13 protein-coding genes are annotated in these 16,113 nt (G+C 72.6%); 5 read left to right on the forward strand and 8 right to left on the reverse strand.

All coding sequences use genetic code 11. From position 1 onward, the window contains the following. Positions 1 to 37: 37 nt before the first annotated feature. The 4 genes from QWZ14_RS11980 to QWZ14_RS11995 are packed head-to-tail and all read right to left on the reverse strand — an operon-like array spanning position 38 to position 5,359. The gene (locus QWZ14_RS11980) at positions 38 to 1,429 is read right to left on the reverse strand and encodes a dipeptidase (RefSeq protein WP_290316900.1); all 1,392 of its coding nucleotides are present in this window, start codon (positions 1,427 to 1,429) and stop codon (positions 38 to 40) included. Further along, positions 1,426 to 3,459, reverse strand: coding sequence for a dipeptide ABC transporter ATP-binding protein (locus QWZ14_RS11985; protein ID WP_290316901.1), 2,034 nt, complete (start codon positions 3,457 to 3,459; stop codon positions 1,426 to 1,428). Before QWZ14_RS11985 ends, QWZ14_RS11980 begins: the two co-directional genes overlap by 4 nt. Before the next feature lie 35 nt (positions 3,460 to 3,494). Continuing rightward, positions 3,495 to 4,352 (reverse strand): ABC transporter permease, encoded by an 858-nt coding sequence (locus QWZ14_RS11990; RefSeq protein ID WP_290316902.1) that lies wholly within the window; start codon positions 4,350 to 4,352, stop codon positions 3,495 to 3,497. Beyond that, positions 4,349 to 5,359 (reverse strand): ABC transporter permease, encoded by a 1,011-nt coding sequence (locus QWZ14_RS11995; protein WP_290316903.1) that lies wholly within the window; start codon positions 5,357 to 5,359, stop codon positions 4,349 to 4,351. Before QWZ14_RS11995 ends, QWZ14_RS11990 begins: the two co-directional genes overlap by 4 nt. A gap of 62 nt (positions 5,360 to 5,421) precedes the next feature. Between QWZ14_RS11995 and QWZ14_RS12000 the strand changes: the two genes are divergently transcribed. Further along, complete coding sequence (locus tag QWZ14_RS12000) at positions 5,422 to 6,417, forward strand: NAD(P)-dependent oxidoreductase (protein ID WP_290316904.1); 996 nt, start codon at positions 5,422 to 5,424, stop codon at positions 6,415 to 6,417. Here QWZ14_RS12000 and QWZ14_RS12005 read toward each other — a convergent pair. After that, positions 6,414 to 8,030 (reverse strand): ABC transporter substrate-binding protein, encoded by a 1,617-nt coding sequence (locus QWZ14_RS12005; protein ID WP_290316905.1) that lies wholly within the window; start codon positions 8,028 to 8,030, stop codon positions 6,414 to 6,416. The two genes, QWZ14_RS12000 and QWZ14_RS12005, sit on opposite strands and share 4 nt — an antisense overlap. Before the next feature lie 86 nt (positions 8,031 to 8,116). Between QWZ14_RS12005 and QWZ14_RS12010 the strand changes: the two genes are divergently transcribed. Next, entirely contained in the window at positions 8,117 to 9,145 is a 1,029-nt protein-coding gene (locus tag QWZ14_RS12010) for a Gfo/Idh/MocA family protein (protein WP_290316906.1), read from the forward strand. Between the two features lie 125 nt (positions 9,146 to 9,270). Continuing rightward, positions 9,271 to 10,707, forward strand: a complete 1,437-nt coding sequence (locus tag QWZ14_RS12015; protein ID WP_290316907.1) for an NAD-dependent succinate-semialdehyde dehydrogenase — start codon at positions 9,271 to 9,273, stop codon at positions 10,705 to 10,707. A gap of 42 nt (positions 10,708 to 10,749) precedes the next feature. On the opposite strand, the gene QWZ14_RS12020 is transcribed toward QWZ14_RS12015, so the two are convergent. The 3 genes from QWZ14_RS12020 to QWZ14_RS12030 all read right to left on the reverse strand — a co-directional run bounded on the left by QWZ14_RS12020 (position 10,750) and on the right by QWZ14_RS12030 (position 13,672). Continuing rightward, a complete protein-coding gene (locus tag QWZ14_RS12020) occupies positions 10,750 to 11,493 on the reverse strand; it encodes a molybdate ABC transporter substrate-binding protein (protein WP_290316908.1) in 744 nt (247 codons plus the stop codon). Positions 11,494 to 11,604: 111 nt separating this feature from the next. Beyond that, positions 11,605 to 12,573, reverse strand: coding sequence for a tripartite tricarboxylate transporter substrate binding protein (locus QWZ14_RS12025; protein WP_290316909.1), 969 nt, complete (start codon positions 12,571 to 12,573; stop codon positions 11,605 to 11,607). 16 nt (positions 12,574 to 12,589) lie between these two features. Further along, positions 12,590 to 13,672 carry a TauD/TfdA family dioxygenase gene (locus tag QWZ14_RS12030; RefSeq protein ID WP_290316910.1) on the reverse strand — a complete coding sequence of 361 codons (1,083 nt, stop codon included), beginning with the start codon at positions 13,670 to 13,672 and terminating at the stop codon, positions 12,590 to 12,592. 95 nt (positions 13,673 to 13,767) lie between these two features. On the opposite strand from QWZ14_RS12030, the gene QWZ14_RS12035 reads away from it, so the two are divergent. Together QWZ14_RS12035 and QWZ14_RS12040 are read left to right on the forward strand one after the other, a co-directional pair. After that, positions 13,768 to 15,009 (forward strand): MFS transporter, encoded by a 1,242-nt coding sequence (locus tag QWZ14_RS12035; RefSeq protein WP_290316911.1) that lies wholly within the window; start codon positions 13,768 to 13,770, stop codon positions 15,007 to 15,009. A gap of 208 nt (positions 15,010 to 15,217) precedes the next feature. Further along, on the forward strand, positions 15,218 to 16,113 hold an 896-nt coding region (locus tag QWZ14_RS12040), incomplete at its 3' end, for a serine/threonine-protein kinase (RefSeq protein WP_290316913.1).

Raw genomic sequence — 16,113 nt, forward strand, 5'->3', positions numbered from 1 at the left:
ACGCGCTGTGCGGTGAGTGCCGACTCACGAAAAGACATTAGCCCTTGGCGAATTCCGCCAGCATCCGGGCATGGCTGCGGGCGCCCTGGTGCAGGCAGCGGAACTCGAATTTCTCGTTCGGGCTATGCACCTGGTCGTCGTTCAGGCCGAAGCCGACCAGCAGGCTGTCGAGGCCGAGCAGCCGCCGCATGCTCTCGACCACCGGGATGGAGCCGCCGCTGCCGATCAGCACCGCCGGGCGGCCGTATTCCTCGGCCAGCGCCCGCCGCGCCGCGCCGACCCAGCGGCTGTCGGCCGGCACCTCGATCCCCGGCGTGGTGGTGAAGACCGTCACCTCGACCTTGGCATCGGCCGGGCGGCGCTCCTCGATGAAGGCGCGGATACCTGCGGCCACCTTCGCCGGGTCCTGGCCGGGAACCAGCCGGCAGGAGAGCTTGGCATGCGCCTCGGCGGCGATGACGGTCTTGCTGCCATCCCCGGTATAGCCGCCCCAGATGCCGTTGAGGTCGGCGGTCGGCCGTGCCCACAAGCGTTCCAGCCCGCTGCGGCCGCGCTCGCCCGAGGGGGTGGTCAGGCCGATGTCGCCGAGGAAGCCGGCCTCGTCGAAGCCGAGGCTGTCCCATTCGACCCGCTGCGAATTGCTGATCTCGGCGACGCCCTCGTAGAAGCCTGGGATCTGCACCTTTCCGTTCTCGTCGTGCAGCCCGCCCAGGATGCGCGACAGCGCATTCACCGGGTTCAGCGCGGCGCCGCCGTAGATGCCGGAATGCAGGTCGCGCGAGGCGGCCTTGAGGTCGATCTGCGCATAGACCATGCCGCGCAGCCGCGTCGTGATGGCCGGCGTGTCGATGTCCCACATGCCGGTATCGCTGATGACCGCGACATCCGCCGCGAGCTCCGCCTTGTTGGCCGCGAGGAAGGCGTCGAGGCTCGGCGAGCCGACCTCCTCCTCGCCCTCGATCAGCACCGAGACGCGGCAGGGCGGGCCGCCGGCGACCGCATGCCAGGCCCGCAGCGCCTCCAGCCACATCGCGCACTGGCCCTTGTCGTCCACCGCGCCGCGGGCAACCACCCGGCGGCCATGCGGGCCCTCCACCACCACCGGGTCGAAGGGGGGCGAGGTCCAGAGGTCGAGCGGGTCGGCCGGCTGCACGTCGTAATGGCCGTAGAACAGCAGATGCGGCGCATCGGCGCCCGGACCGGGATGGTGCGCGACCACCACGGGGTGGCCGGCGGTCGGCCGGATCTCGGCGGTGAAGCCGAGGCCCGCGAGCTCGCCCCGCACCCATTCGGCGGCGCGCAGGCAATCGCCGGCATGGGCGGGCTGGGCGCTGATGCTGGGAATGCGGAGCCAGTCGATCAGCCGCGCTTCGGCGGCCGCCGTCCCGGCATCGAGATGAGCGAGGATGGCATCGAGGGAAGGGGTCATGCCCCCATTTCACCATGCGCGAACTCGCCGGGGAAGTGGCAGGCGGCCCAGCGTCCCGGCGCATGCTCGGCCAGCGGCGGCGCCGTTGCGCAGACGGGACGGGCGATCGGGCAGCGGGCGCGGAAGACGCAGCCGGTGGGCAGCACCAGGGTGCTCGGCGGCTCGCCCTGCAGCACCACCCGGGTGCGGCCCGGCACCGGCACGGCGGAGATCAGCACGCCGGTATAGGGATGCAGCGGCCGGGCGAACAGCGCGCCCGCCGGCGCGCTCTCCATCACCTGGCCGAGGTAGAGCACCGCGACCCGGTCGCAGAGATGCCGCACCACCGCCAAGTCATGCGCGATGAACAAATAGGTCAGCCCCATCCGCTGCTGCAGGTCCAGCATCAGGTTGAGGATCTGCGCCTGGATATTCACGTCGAGCGCGCTGATCGGCTCATCCGCCACGATGAACTCCGGCTCCAGCGCCAGCGCCCGGGCGATGGAGATGCGCTGCCGCTGGCCGCCGCTGAACTCGTGCGGATAGCGGGCTTCCCAGGCCGGGTTCAGCCCCACGGTGGAAAGCAAGTCCCGCACCCGCTCCCGCGCCGCCGCGCCGCGCCCCACCACCCCATGCGCGACCAGCGGCTCGGCGAGGATATCGCCGATGGTCATGCGCGGGTTGAGCGAGGCATAGGGGTCCTGGAAGACCATCTGCATCCGCCGCCGCAGCGGCCGGATCGCGGCCGGGCTGGCGGTCGCGATCTCCTGCCCGGCGAAGGTGATGCTGCCGGCGGTCGGCGCATGGATGCGGGTGATCAGCCGCGCCAGGGTCGACTTGCCGCAGCCGCTCTCGCCGACGATGCCGAGCGTCTCGCCGCGGGCGACGTCGAGGTCGATGCCGTTCACCGCATGCACCACCCGGCGCGCACCGAAGAGGCTCTCGCGCGGCAGCGGGAAATGCTTCACCAGCCCCCGCACCGCGAGCAGCGGCTCGGTCGCGGTGCTGGCTGCCCGGGTCCCGCCGAAGCCGGCACCGCCGGCCCTGGGCAGCACCTGCCCGGCCTGGGTCACCCAGCAGCGCGCCAGCCGGCCCGGCGCGACCTCGGCCAGCGGCGGATGCTCGGTCTCGCAGCGGGCGATCTTGAAGGGGCAGCGCGGCGCGAAGCGGCAGCCCGCGGGCAGGGCCAGGGCATCCGGCGGCGCGCCCTCGATGCTGACCAGGCGGCGGTCCTCGCCGAGAGGCTGGTCGATCCGCGGCACCGCATTCACCAGCGCCCAGGCATAGGGGTGGCGCGGGTCGGCCAGGACCTCGGCGGTCGCCGCCTCCTCCACCACCTCGCCGGCATACATCACCGCGACCCGCCGGCAGACCGCGCCGATGACGCCGAGGTCGTGGCTGATCAGCACGATCGCGGTGCCGAACTCGGCGTTCAACTGCCGCAGCAGGTCGAGGATCTGCGCCTGGATGGTGACGTCGAGCGCCGTCGTCGGCTCATCCGCGATCAGCAGCGCCGGGTCGTTGGCGAAGCCCATCGCCAGCATCACCCGCTGCCGCATGCCGCCGGAGAACTCGTGCGGGAAGCGCGAGACGGTCTTCTCCGGCGCAGTGATCCCCATGCGCCCGAGCAGACCCACCGCGCGCTGCTTCGCCTCCGGCGGGGTGAAGCGGCCATGCGCCACCATCGGCTCGGTCAGCTGCCGCAGGATGCGGATGACCGGGTTGAGCCCGGTCATCGGGTCCTGGAAGACCATCGCCATGCGGTCGCCGCGCAGCGCCCGCAGCTCCTCCGGCCGCATCGCCAGCAGGTCGCGGCCCTGGAATGTCATGGAGCCGCCGACGATCCGCGCCGGCTCCTCCAGCAGCCGCATCAGCGACAGCGCGGTGACGCTCTTGCCGCTGCCGCTCTCGCCGACGATGCCGAGCGTCTCGCCGGCGCCGACCGAGAAGGAGACGCCATCCACGGCGCGGACCGGCCCCGCATCGGTGAGGAAGACGGTGCGGAGGTCGCGGACCTCAAGCGTCGGCGGTATGGAAGGCGGCCGATTCACGCCTTGCGGCTGCGCCTCCAGGCGATCGGACGCCGTCACCGGCGCGCCTTCGGATCCAGCCAATCCCTGACCCCATCGCCCAGGAAGTTGAAGCCCAGCACGATGGTCAGGATGGCGAGCCCCGGGAAGGTCGCCACCCACCACTGCTCCACCAGTTCGCGCCCCTCGGCGACCATCGCGCCCCATTCCGCGGTCGGCGGCACCACGCCGAGGCCGAGGAAGGACAGCCCGGCGAAGGTGATGATGGCATTGCCGACATCGAGGGTGACCAGCACCACCAGCGGCCCGATCGCATTCGGCACGATATGCCGCCCCAGGATCCGCGCCGGCTTCAGCCCCAGCACGACCGCGGCCTCGACGTATTCCTGGCTGCGCTGCACCAGCGCCAGGGCGCGTGCCAGCCGGGCGAATTTCGGCCACCAGACCACCAGCATGGCGATGATGGTGTTGCGCGTGCCAATCCCCAGGGCCGCCGCGATGGCCAGCGCCAGGATGATCGGCGGGAAGCAGAGCACCAGGTCGGTCAGCCGCATCAGCGCCGCATCGGCGAGCCCCCGCGCATAGGCCGCGACCATGCCGACCAGGGTGCCGAAGGCGGCGCCGATCGCCACCACCGAAATCCCCGCCAGCAGCGAGATCCGCGCGCCGAAGATCAGGCGGGAGAAGCAGTCCCGCCCCAGCGCATCCGTCCCCAGCCAATGCGCCGCGGAAGGCGGCCGCAGGCGGTTGGTCACATCGACGAAGTCGGGCGGCCAGGGCGCCAACCACGGCGCGAAGGCGGCGACCAGCACCCAGGCCAGCACGATGCCCGCGCCGACGCCCGCCAGCCCGTAGCGCCGCCAGAGCCGCGCCCGGCGGGACCGCACCGCCGGCAGCGCGATGGCCGCGCTCACCGCCGCACCCGCGGATCGAGCAGCGCATAGGAGAGGTCGACCGCGAGGTTCACCAGCAGGTAGGTGACCGAGACCACCAGCGTGATGCCCATGATCGCCGGGAAATCCAGCGCCGCCGCGCTGCGGAAGGTGTAGCGGCCGAGCCCCGGCCAGGAGAAGACCGTCTCGGTCATGACCGCCCCCGCCAGCAGATTGGCATAGGCGAGGCCGCCCAAGGTCACCACCGGGATCAGCGCATTCGGCAGCACGTGCCGCAGGATGGTGTAGCTCTCCCGCATGCCCTTGGCGCGGGAGACGCGGACATAGTCCTGCCCCATCGCCTCCAGCATCGCCGCGCGGGTGGTGCGGGTGATCAGGCCGATGGTCGCCGCCGCCAGCACGATGCTCGGCAGCACCAGATGCGCCGCGGCATCGTGGAAGGCCTCCCAATCCCCGGCGAGGAGGCTGTCCACCAGGAACAGCCCGGTCACCTCCTCCGGCGGGAAGGCGATCGGGTCGAGCCGGCCCGGGCCGGGGGCGATCTGCAGCCCGCCGTAGAAGACCGCCAGCATGACGAAGGCCAGCCAGAAGGTCGGCGAGGAGACGCCGATCAGCGAGATCACCCGCGCCGCCGCATCCACCCAGGTATCGCGCCAGACCGCGGCGGCGATGCCGAGCGGGATGCCGGTGCCGAGCGCCAGGGCGAAGGCGATGCTCGCCAGCTCCACCGTCGCCGGCGCGTATTGCGCGATGTCGTCGAGCACCGGCCGCTGCGAGGCGATGGAGGTGCCGAGGTCGCCCTGCGCCAGCCCCTGCAGGAAGATCCCGTAGCGTTCCCACAGGGGCAGGTCGAGCCCCCACTTCGCCCGCCATTCCAGCACCGTCGCCGGGTTGCTGGCGGCGATGTCGCCGAGCTGCGCCAGCACCGGGTCGCCCGGGACGGTATTGGCGATGAGGAAGATCACCAGCGTCGCCAGCACGGCCATGATGGCGGCGCCCGCCAGTCGCGTGACCAAGGTCCGCAGCATCCGCCTGGTGTCTCCCCGCCCTCGTTGCCTGTAGTCTAGCCGTGAAGCCCTGGGAGGGAAGCATGCTGGTCTATCTGACCCATACCGCCGACGCGCTCGAGAATTACTACGGCCCGCGGGCGCTGGCCGCGCTGCGGGCGGTGGCGGCGGTGCGGCTGAACGAGACCGGCCGGCACCTGGCCGGCGCCGAGCTCGCCGCAGCCGCCGCCGGCTGCCAGGCGATCGTCAGCTACCGGCAATCCCCCGGCGAGGCCGCGACCTTCGAGCAGGCGCCGGATCTGGTCGCCTTCCTCCGCTGCGCGGTCGACATCCGCAACGTCGACGTCGCCGCCGCCAGCACGCAGGGCATCCTGGTGACCCGGGCGACGCCGGGCTTCATCGCCTCGGTCGCCGAGCTGGTGATCGGGCAGATGATCGACCTCGCCCGCGGCATCGGCGACGCCGCCGTCCGCTACCACCGGGGCGAGGTGCCGGCGGCGCGGATGGGGCGGCAGCTGCAGGGCAGCACCCTCGGCATCATCGGCTACGGCGCCATCGGCCGCTACCTCGCGCCGCTCGGCCTGGCGCTGGGGATGCGGGTGCTGGTCGCCGACCCCTTCGCCGCCATCGAGGATGCCCGGCTGGAGGCGGTGCCGCTCGAGGCGCTGCTCGCCGAGAGCGACTTCACCGTCTGCCTCGCCGTCGCCAACGAGCAGACCGAGAACCTGATGGACGCCGCGGCCTTCGCCCGGATGAAGCCTGGCGCCTGCTTCCTCAACCCCTCCCGCGGCAACCTGGTGGACGAGGCAGCGCTGCTGGCCGCGCTCGACGGCGGCCGGCTCGCCGGCGCGGCGATGGACGTCGGCCGGGCGCCGGACCAGATGCCGACGCCCGCGCTCGCCGCGCATCCGAAGGTGATCGCCACGCCGCATGCCGGCGGCCTGACCCCGGCGGCGATCGAGCACCAGGCCTTCGACACGGTGCGGCAGGTGACGGCGCTGGCCGCGGGCCGGCTGCCCGATCATGCGGTGAACGCGGCCCGGGCGCATCGGCTGGCCCGCCTCGGCATCACGCCCTAGCCGGGCTTCACCGCCCCGATCTCGAGCTGCCAGCCGGCCGCGGTGAGGGGGAACTGCTTCACCGCGGCCCGCACCGCGATCTGGTAGATCGGCTGGAACAGCACGAAGTGGTTGGCCTGGGCCACCATGGCCCGCTGCCATTCGACCCAGAGCGCCGCGGCGCGGGCCTTGTCCGGCTCCTCCGCCGCGCGCTTGACCAGCGCCGTCATCTCCGGCGGCACCGGCCAGTGGACGCGCCGCGCGACGCGCTCGACCACCGCCGCGGCCCAGAGCTCGTTCTCCACCGCCGGCGGGTTCCAGAAGGTCAGCACGCCGCCCTGCGAGCGGCCGGTGGTGAAGGTGGTGCGCAGGTTCACCTGGTCCATCGGCGCCAGCTTCGCCCGGATGCCGACGCGGGCGACATCCGCCTGGATCTTCTGCGCCAGCAGCTGGTACGAGACGCCGGCGACCGCGGCATTGCCATAGGCGATCTCGAATTCGAAGCCCTCGGCGAAGCCGCCTTCCTGCAGCAGCCGCTTCGCCTTCTCCAGGTCCTGCTTGAAGCCGACCTCGCGCGCCACCGTCTCGGTGCTGCCGTTCACCCCGATGGGCAGGAAATGCGCCGGCCGCAACGCCGCGCCGCCGAGCATGCTGCCCACGATCCCGTCGTAGTCGATGGCATGGCCGATCGCCTGGCGGCATTCCCGCTGGCCCAGCGCGCGGTTGAACTCGGCATTCTGGGTCAGCGCCATGTAGACGAAGTCGAGGCTCGGCAGCCGCTCCGCCCGCACCTGCGGCTCGTCGCGCAAGGTGGCGATCTGCTCCGGGATCAGGTTGAAGGCGGCCTGGATGTCGCCGCGGCGAATGGCCAGGAGCTGCGCCGCGCTGTCACTGAAATGCCGGATCACCACGCGCTCATAGGCCGGCGCGCCGCGCCAGTGGTGCGGGTTGCGCACCAGCTGGATCTGCTGGTTCCGCTCCCAGCGCACGAGGCGATAGGGCCCGGTGCCGGCGCTGTTCTGGTTCAGCCAGTCGGTCGCCTTGTCGGTGTCCTTGGCGTCGGCGGCCATGCTGCCGCCGTGCTGCGTCACCAGCGCCTTCTCGGTGATGCCGAAGGTCGGGGCGCAGAGGATGTTCAGCAGCGGCGCCGCCGGGTCGTTCATCACCAGGTCGATGGTCCTGGCATCGACGATCTCGCAGCGGTCCACCGCCTTCACGTACTGCTGGGTCTGCTCCTTCATCGCCAGCAGCCGCTGGAAGGTGAACTGCACGTCCTCCGCAGTCATCGTGGCGCCGGAGGCGAATTTCACCCCCTCCCGCAGGGTGAAGCGCCAGCCGCGGCCGTCCGGCGTCCGCGCCCAGGACGTCGCCAGCGAGGGCTTCGGCTCGACATAGTCGCCGGGCGAGAGCGTCATCAGCGCGTCGTAGGTGGCCGCCAGCGTCATCGGCGGCGTGTATTGCGCCTGGCGGGTCGGATCGAGGGTGATGGTGTCGCTGATGTCGATGCCGATCACCAGCGTGGCGCCGCGCGCCTGGGCCCAGGCCGGGCCGGCCGGCAGCGCCGCCGCCGCGCCGGCGCCGAGCAGCGCCAGCAGGTCGCGCCGGGTGATCGGCTGCATCGTCTCGGTGACCATCGCGGACCCCTCCCAGGGCGGCCCCGCGGTTTGCCCGCGGCGGCCGATGCGCCACGATAGGGGCGGGGCAGGGGAGATGGGAAGCCATGGCACGGTGTTTCGGCGTGGGGCTGGTCGGGCTCGGGATGGCGGTGGCGCCGCACATGCTGGCGTTGCGGGAGCTGGAGGCGGCCGGCCGGGTCCGGCTGCTCGGCGGCTTCAGCCCCTCCGCCGGGCGCCGCGCCGCCTTCGCCGCCCGCTGGGATGCGCCCTGCTTCGCCAGCCTGGAGACGCTGCTCGCCGCGCCCGGCCTCGACCTCGTGCTGGTGCTGACGCCGCCGGCGGCGCATCTGCCGGTGGCGCGGGCGGCGGCGGCGGCGGGCAGGCACCTGCTGGTGGAGAAGCCGCTGGAATTCGATGCCGCCCGCGCCGCCGAGTTGGTCGCGGTGGCCGCTGCCGCCGGCGTCACCCTCGGCGTGGTCTTCCAGCACCGCTTCCGCCCGGCGGCGCTGCGGCTGCGCGCGGCGCTGGCCGGGGGCGAGCTGGGCGAGCCGCTCTCGGCCTCGGCCAGCATCCGCTGGTGGCGCGATGCCGGCTACTTCGCCGAGGCCGGGCGGGGGATGCAGGCGCGCGACGGCGGCGGGGTGCTGCTGACCCAGGCGATCCACACGCTCGACCTGCTGCTGCACCTGATGGGCCCGGTCGCCGGCGCCGCCGCCTTCGCCCGCACCAGCCCGCTGCGGGCCATCGACACCGAGGACATCGTCGCCGCCTGCCTCCGCTTCTCGAACGGCGCCATCGGCACGCTGGACGCCACCACGGTCGCCCGCCCCGGCTTCCCCGAGCGCATCGAGATCGCCGGTACCCGGGGCAGCGCCCGTCTGGTCGCCGAGCGGCTGGAGCTGCATCGCGCGGGGCTGCCGCCCGAGATCCTGGAGGGCGCCAGCGCCGGCGGCGGCGGGGCCGACCCCATGGCCTTCGACCACGGCCCGCACCGCGCCCTGCTGGCGGAGACGCTGGACGCCATCGACCAGGGCCGGGCGCCGCTGCACGCCGGGGCGACCGGCCTCCCGGTGCAGCGGCTGATCGAGGCGCTGCTGCGCGGGGCAGGGCGGGGCGAATTCGTCTCGCTATAGCCCGCCAGCTATAGCGCACGGGTTGCCGCGGGCCGGCCGCGGCCCCAAACTAGGGGCAAGCCCGGCGGGGCAAGACCCGCCCAATCCCCGGCGAAGCCCCTTCGCCGGCCATCGAGGAGAACCCCATGGCCTATCCGACCGTCCAGCTGCACATCAACGGCGAATGGCGCGCCGCCCGCGGCGGCAAGAGCCTGCCGGTCATCAACCCGGCGACCGAGGAGGTGATCGGCGAGGTCGCCCATGCCTCCACCGCCGACCTGGACGAGGCGCTGGACGCCGCGGCCCGCGGCTTCGCCACCTGGAAGAAGGTCTCCGCCTTCGACCGCTCCAAGCTCATGCGCAAGGCCGCCGACCTGCTGCGCTCGCGCGCCGACATGATCGCCGCGCTGATGACCGCCGAGCAGGGCAAGCCGCTGGGCGAGGCCCGCATGGAAGTCATGGCCGGCGCCGATGTCATCGACTGGTTCGCCGAGGAGGCCCGCCGCGCCTATGGCCGCGTCATCCCGGCCCGCGCCGAGGGCGTCTACCAGCTGGTGATCAAGGAGCCGATCGGCCCCGTCGCCGCCTTCACGCCCTGGAACTTCCCGATCAACCAGGTGGTCCGCAAGCTCTCCGCCGCGGTCGCCACCGGCTGCTCCATCATCGTCAAGGCGCCGGAGGAGACGCCGGCCTCGCCGGCCGAGCTGGTCCGCTGCTTCGTCGATGCCGGCCTGCCCGCCGGCGTGGTTGGCCTGGTCTACGGCATCCCGGCCGAGATCAGCGAATACCTCATCCCGCATCCGGTCATCCGCAAGGTGACCTTCACCGGCTCGACCCCGGTGGGCAAGATGCTCTCGGCGCTGGCCGGCAAGCACATGAAGCGCGTCACGATGGAATTGGGCGGCCATGCCCCCGCCATTGTCTTCGACGACGCCGACCTCGACCTCGCCGCCCGGACCCTGGCCGGCGCCAAGTTCCGCAACGCCGGCCAGGTCTGCGTCAGCCCGACCCGCTTCCTGGTGCAGGAGGCGATGTATGCCCCCTTCGTCGAGAAATTCACCGCCGCGGCCAAGGCGCTGAAGGTCGGCAACGGCATGGAGGAAGGGGTCCAGATGGGCCCGCTGGTGCACGACCGCCGCATCCCCTGGGTCGAGGGTCTGATGGCCGATGCCCGCCAGCGCGGCGCCGAGGTCCATACCGGCGGCGAGCGTATCGGCAACAAGGGCTATTTCTACGCCCCGACCGTGCTGACCGGCGTGACCAAGGAAGCCCGGATGATGAACGAGGAGCCCTTCGGCCCGCTCGCCATGATCTCCTCCTTCAAGGACTTCGACGAGGTGGTCGAGGAGGCCAACCGGCTGCCCTACGGCCTCGCCTCCTATGCCTTCACCCGCTCGGCCAAGACCGCGAACGCCATCGCCTCCAAGGTCGAATCCGGGATGATGACCATCAACCACCTCGGCCTGGCGCTGCCGGAAGTGCCCTTCGGCGGCATGAAGGACAGCGGCTACGGCTCCGAGGGTGGCTCGGAGGCGATCGAGGCCTACCTCAACACGAAGTTCGTGTCCCAGGCCGGCCTCTAGGCTGATCCGGGGCCGCGCGCCGGTGGCGCGCGGCCCCGGCCGTCACCGCGGCGGCTCGATGCCGGCGGCATCGAAGACCGCCCGCGACTCAGGCCCGACCAGCCAGCGCAGCAGCACCGCCGCCGCGGCCGGGCCGTCCGGCAGCAGCGCCGCGCCATAGGTGGTGTAGGATTGCACGTCGAGCGGCAGCGGCCCGACGTAGCGCAGCTCGCGCACCATGCGGATCTCCGGGATGGCGCCGAAGCCCAGCTCGTCGCCCGAGCCGCGCAGCAGGTGATCCATCACGTCGGCGCCCGCGGCATAGCGCCGCGCTTTGGCCGAGACCAGGGCGGTCAGCCCCATCTGCTCGAACAGCCGGTCGAGGTACATGCCGGTCGAGGCGCGGTTGTAGATCACCGCCTGCGCCTGGGTGAGGGCCCGCCGCAGCCCCTCGGCATCCTCCACCACCGGCACCGGCGCCCCCACCCGCACCGCCATGCCGACGCCGACCCGCCCCAGCGGCACCGGCCGCCCGGCCAGCCGCCGCGCCGCGGCCATCTCGTCCAGCAGGCGCATCGGGGCGAGCAGCAGGTCGGGCGCCTCGGCATCCTGCAGCATCTCGCGCAGCCGCGGCGCCGTCCCGTAGCGGATGCGCACCGCCTGGGAGGAGGCGCTGCGGAAGTTCTGCACCGCGGCCTCGAGGCCCGGCTCCAGCGCCCCGGCGCTGACAACCTGCAACTCGGCGGCCTGCACGCCGCCGCAGGCCAGCAGGATGGCAAACCCGATGACCCGCAACAAAGGCCGCATTCCGAAGCTCCGCAACGCAGGGTAGTCCTTAACCTAGGATGTACACCTTCGCCCCATCCGCCGCTCGCGAAATCGCATCCGGCCGCGCCGGCCCCGGGCGGGGCGGCGGGCTCAATTGGCGGTGGTGATCAGCCCGGCGGCGGCGGCCTCGGCCCAGCGGCGGTTGTCGCGGTCGAGGTAGCCGGCGAAGTCGGCCGGGCCCAGGGTCGCCAGGTCGGCGCCCAGCTCCTGCAGCCGCTGGCCGATCGCCGGCCTGGACAGCGCCGCCTGCACCGCGGCGAAGATCCGCTGGACCAGCGGCGCCGGCAGCCCGGGCGGCCCGTACATCCCGTACCAGCCGTTGTACTCGTAGTCCGCCAGCCCCGCCTCGGCCATGGTCGGCACCTGCGGCAGCAGGGCGGAGCGCCGGGTCGAGGTCACCGCCAGCACCTTCACCGCGCCGCTCGCCACATGCTGCAGCACCGCGACGGTGCTGGTGACGCCGAGCGGCACATGCCCCGCCAGCAGGTCGTTGAGCTGCGGCCCGCTGCCGCGGTAGGGCACCTCGATCAGCGAGATCCCGGCCTGGCGGGCGAAGGAATTGCCGGCGTAGCTGGTCGCCGCCTCGGTCGAGCTGAAGGTGATGGTGCCCGGCCGCGCCTTGGCCGCGGCGATCAGCCCGGCGATGTCGCCGAAGGGCAGCCTCGCGTTGGCGGCCAGCACCAGCGGGAAGCCCGAGAGCATCGAGACCAGGGTGAAGTCCTTCACCGGGTCGAAGGGAATGCTCGGCATGGAGTAGCGGTTGATGACATGGGCGCCGGTCGCGACCATCAGCATGTGGCCGTCGGCCGGCGCGCGCTGGACGTATTCGGCCCCGACCACGCCATTGGCCCCGGCCCGGTTCTCCACCACCACGGTCTGGCCGATCGCCTCGCGCATGCCCTCGGCCAGGGCGCGGGCGAAGATGTCGGTGCCGCCGCCGGGGGCATAGGGCACCACGATGGTGACCGGCCGGTTGGGCCAGCTGGGCTGCGCCCCCGCTTGCGCGGCCAGCGCCGCCGCCGCCATCCCGCCGAGTGCCGCGCGCCTGGTGCTGGCCATCCTGGTTGCCTCCCCCTCAGTAGGGCGTGTCGCGCATGCCCAGCGCCGCCGCCGCCCGGGCCTGCCAGGCCATCATCGCGGGCGTCACGCCCTGGCCCTTGAAGCCGCCGCGCACCGTCCCCGGCGCCGCGGATTTGTAGACCCCGGCGAGGCCGTCGCACAGCGGCCGGCCCTGCGGCACCGCGAGCCAGAGCCGCAGCAGGTGGCGCTTCAGCTCCGGCTCCTCGAAGTCCTGGTAATGGGTGCGGGAATGGATCGCCACGTGGTTGTTCACCAGCTGCAGGTCGCCCGGCTCCAGCCACATCGAGAAGCAGAATTCGTCGGAGCTCGCCAGCGCCTGGATCGCGTCCAGCGCCGCATGCTGGATCTCGGTCAGCCGCGGCTCGCCCTCGATCAGCTGCGTGGAGCGGATGTGGTTGCGGATGTAGCGGCTGGCGAACCGCCCCTCGGCCAGGCTGTAGACCGGGGCGAGGTAGGTCGGCGTCTCGTCCGCCGCCTCCTCCTTCTGCCGGCTGTGCGGGAAGGGGCCGTAGAGGGTCTCGACCAGCTCCGGCCGCTCCGCCAGCAGCGCGTCGTGGATGGCGACCGAGCTCGCCACCCGGCTCAGCCCGCCGCTCTGCGCCGTCCTGAGACACAGCAGCCCGACGACGTCGCTGCCGTCGGTGTGGAAGTCGAGCTCGGCATTGGTGTTGTAGCCGCGGCCGCCGGCGCCGCGGTAGGTGCCGCCGGCATCGCGCACGTCGGACATCAGCTGGCTCGCCTTGCCCTGCGGCCGGGCCACGCCGAGATGCGTGCCGATGCCCCAGAACAGCAGCCGCGCATCCTCGACGGAATACTCCCCGACCGGCAGGCCGCGCAGGGTGCGGAGGCCGCAGCCGGCCTCCAGCTCCGTGGCCGCCTCGGCCAGCACCGCGGCGAAGGCGCCGAGCGGCATGTCGTCCCTGGTGATCTCCAGCATCGGCTTGCCGCCGGCCTTGAGCCGGGCGAAGCCCGCCCGCAGGTCGGCGATCTCCGGCGCGGTGAGCCGGCGCAGCCAGCGGCCGGAGGATTCGAGGTCGCGGGCGCGCCAAGCGGCCGCGGTGGCGACGGGTTGGATCATGCGTGCTTCCTCCGTCCGGGAGGATGGCCAACCGCGCCCGGCTTGTCGAGGCGCCCCGCATTGACCGCCCGCCACGGCGCCCGCAGCATGACCGCATGTCAGCATCCAGCAGCGGGCCTTCCCCGGGGCACAGGCCAGGGCCCTCCCGCCAGGCCTGGCTGATGCTCGGCGGCGCCTTCCTCGCCTTCACCGTCGGCGCCAGCCTGATGCATTCCTACACCGTCTTCCTGCTGGCCTTCGTCGCCGACTTCGGCTGGACAAGGGCGGAATCCTCGCTGGCCTATTCGGTCGGGCAGCTGGTCGGCGGCGCCAGCGCGCCGCTGGTCGGCGGGCTGGTGGACCGCATCGGCGCCCGCCGCTGCGTGCTGCTCGGCGGCAGCCTGCTCACCGTCGGCCTGTTCGGCAGCGCCTGTGCCGATGCGCTCTGGCAGGTCGTGTTCCTCTATGGCGTGGTGATGACCATCGGCGCCAATTGCCTCGGCCTGCTGGTCTTCGTGCCGCTGATCTCCCGCCTGTTCGTCCGCCAGCGCGGCATGGCGATCTCGGTGCTGCAATCGGCCAACGCCTTCGGCCGCGCCGTCTCCGCGCCCACCAGCCAGATGCTCATCACCGGCCTCGGCTGGCGCGGCGCCTACCTGGCCGAGGGCGCGCTGATGGCGGTGCTGATCCTGCCGCTGGCGGCCTTCTTCCGCCGCACCCCCGCCGCGCCGGCGCCCGTCCCCGGCGCCGGCGCGGTGCGCCACTGGACCCTCGCCGAGGCCATCCGCACCCGGCCGTTCTGGCTGCTCTTCACCGTCTACATGTTCACCAGCATCGGCAGCTTCCTGGTCTCGCTGCACCAGATCGCCTTCGCGGTGGATGCCGGCTTCGACCCGCTCTATGCCGCTGGCGTGCTCGGCATGGGCAGCTTCCTGGCGCTGCCCGGGGTGATCCTCACCGGCACGCTGTCCGACTACATCGGGCGGGAGAATTCGGCCCTGCTCGCCTATGGCATCTCCATCATCGGGGTGGTCTGCGCCATGCTGATCACCGGGCCGGACCAGCACCTGCTGCTCTGGCTGCACGGCTGCTTCTTCGGCCTGACCTGGGGCGCCCGCGGCCCGGCGATCACCGCCAAGACCGCCGACCTCTTCCCCGGCCCGCGGCTCGGCACCATCCTCGGCGTCATCACCATCGGCTCCGGCCTCGGCGCCGCCATCGGCTCCTGGGCGGCGGGCTGGATCTTCGACCTCTCGGGCAGCTACCGCATCGCCTTCCTCGGCTCGATCGCCGCCTATGTCGCCGGCTCGGTCGCCTTCTGGCTGCTGCGCAGCCCGGCGGACCGGCGGCCGGCCTGAACCGGCGCCCGGGCCTTTAACCGGAAGCGTATAGATAGCGGAGAATGCCCACCTTTTCGTAGTCGTGGGCCGATATCGCGGCACAGGATTCATCCCAGATCACGAACACATGAGTAACGTTTTGAACAGTTGGCAGGAAAGCCGGGACGCGATCTTGCCGTGACTTGATCCCGGAGGCAGGGTTCCGCCTCCTGGACCCGGGCCGATCATGACGCAACGAAGCAAACTGCCGCATGATTTGGTATCGCCACGGGACAACCTCGACGCGGCAGAGCCGCCGCGCGGCATCGCGGCGCAGGAGATCGCCGGCCGCTACCTCCGCCGCGGCACGCTCGGGACCGGCTCCGGGACCGTGGTCCACGAGGCCTTCGACCAGCTGCTGGAACGGCGGGTCGCCATCAAGGTGGTGGCCCTGCCGCCGGCCGAGGACCCCGAGACCGCCGAGGCCATCGCCCGCTTCCGCCGCGCCGCCCGGGCCGCCGGCGGGCTGCGCCATGCCAATATCGTCGCGGTCCTCGACTACGGCGAAACCGCCGAGGAAGCCTGGATCGTCATGGAGCTGGTCGAGGGCGGCTCGCTGCAACGCCTCCTCGACGGCGGCGGACCCCTGCCGCCCGACCGGGCGGCCGGGATCATGGTCCAGCTGCTCGAGGGCCTCGGCTATGCCCATGCCCGGGGCATCGCCCACCGCGACCTCAGGGCGGCGAACATCCTGCTGACCCCGGCGGGGACGGTGAAGCTGGCGGATTTCGGCATCGCCCGGCCGGCCGGTCTCGCGCTGGCCCCGGTCAGCCCCGTGGCCAGCCCCATGGCCAGCCCCAAGGCCGCCTCGCCGGGACCGGCGCGCGGCGGGACCCCCGAGCAGCGGGCGGACATCCGCGCCGCGGGGGCGGTGCTCTACCAGATGCTGACCGGGGAACGGCCCCTCGGCGGCATCGCCGCCTTCCTGCCGAAGGCGCAGCAGGCCGGGCCCGTGCCGCCCTCCCGGCTGCGGCCGCAGGCCGGGCTGGAGGGGTTCGACCCGGTGGTCGCCCGGGCCATGGCGCGGGCGCCGGCCGACCGCTTCCCCACGGCGGCGGATTTCTGCGCCGCGGTGCAGGCGGC

The sequence above is a fragment of the Paeniroseomonas aquatica genome (assembly GCF_030409335.1).
GTDB lineage: Bacteria > Pseudomonadota > Alphaproteobacteria > Acetobacterales > Acetobacteraceae > Belnapia > Belnapia aquatica.

Excerpts from the sequence above, each read along its gene's own strand:
- QWZ14_RS11980 (WP_290316900.1), bottom strand. The coding sequence starts at position 1,429 with ATGACCCCTTCCCTCGATGCCATCCTCGCTCATCTCGATGCCGGGACG.
- QWZ14_RS11995 (WP_290316903.1), bottom strand. The coding sequence starts at position 5,359 with ATGCTGCGGACCTTGGTCACGCGACTGGCGGGCGCCGCCATCATGGCC.
- QWZ14_RS12000 (WP_290316904.1), top strand. The coding sequence starts at position 5,422 with ATGCTGGTCTATCTGACCCATACCGCCGACGCGCTCGAGAATTACTAC.
- QWZ14_RS12005 (WP_290316905.1), bottom strand. The coding sequence starts at position 8,030 with ATGGTCACCGAGACGATGCAGCCGATCACCCGGCGCGACCTGCTGGCG.
- QWZ14_RS12010 (WP_290316906.1), top strand. The coding sequence starts at position 8,117 with ATGGCACGGTGTTTCGGCGTGGGGCTGGTCGGGCTCGGGATGGCGGTG.
- QWZ14_RS12015 (WP_290316907.1), top strand. The coding sequence starts at position 9,271 with ATGGCCTATCCGACCGTCCAGCTGCACATCAACGGCGAATGGCGCGCC.
- QWZ14_RS12020 (WP_290316908.1), bottom strand. The coding sequence starts at position 11,493 with ATGCGGCCTTTGTTGCGGGTCATCGGGTTTGCCATCCTGCTGGCCTGC.
- QWZ14_RS12025 (WP_290316909.1), bottom strand. The coding sequence starts at position 12,573 with ATGGCCAGCACCAGGCGCGCGGCACTCGGCGGGATGGCGGCGGCGGCG.
- QWZ14_RS12030 (WP_290316910.1), bottom strand. The coding sequence starts at position 13,672 with ATGATCCAACCCGTCGCCACCGCGGCCGCTTGGCGCGCCCGCGACCTC.
- QWZ14_RS12035 (WP_290316911.1), top strand. The coding sequence starts at position 13,768 with ATGTCAGCATCCAGCAGCGGGCCTTCCCCGGGGCACAGGCCAGGGCCC.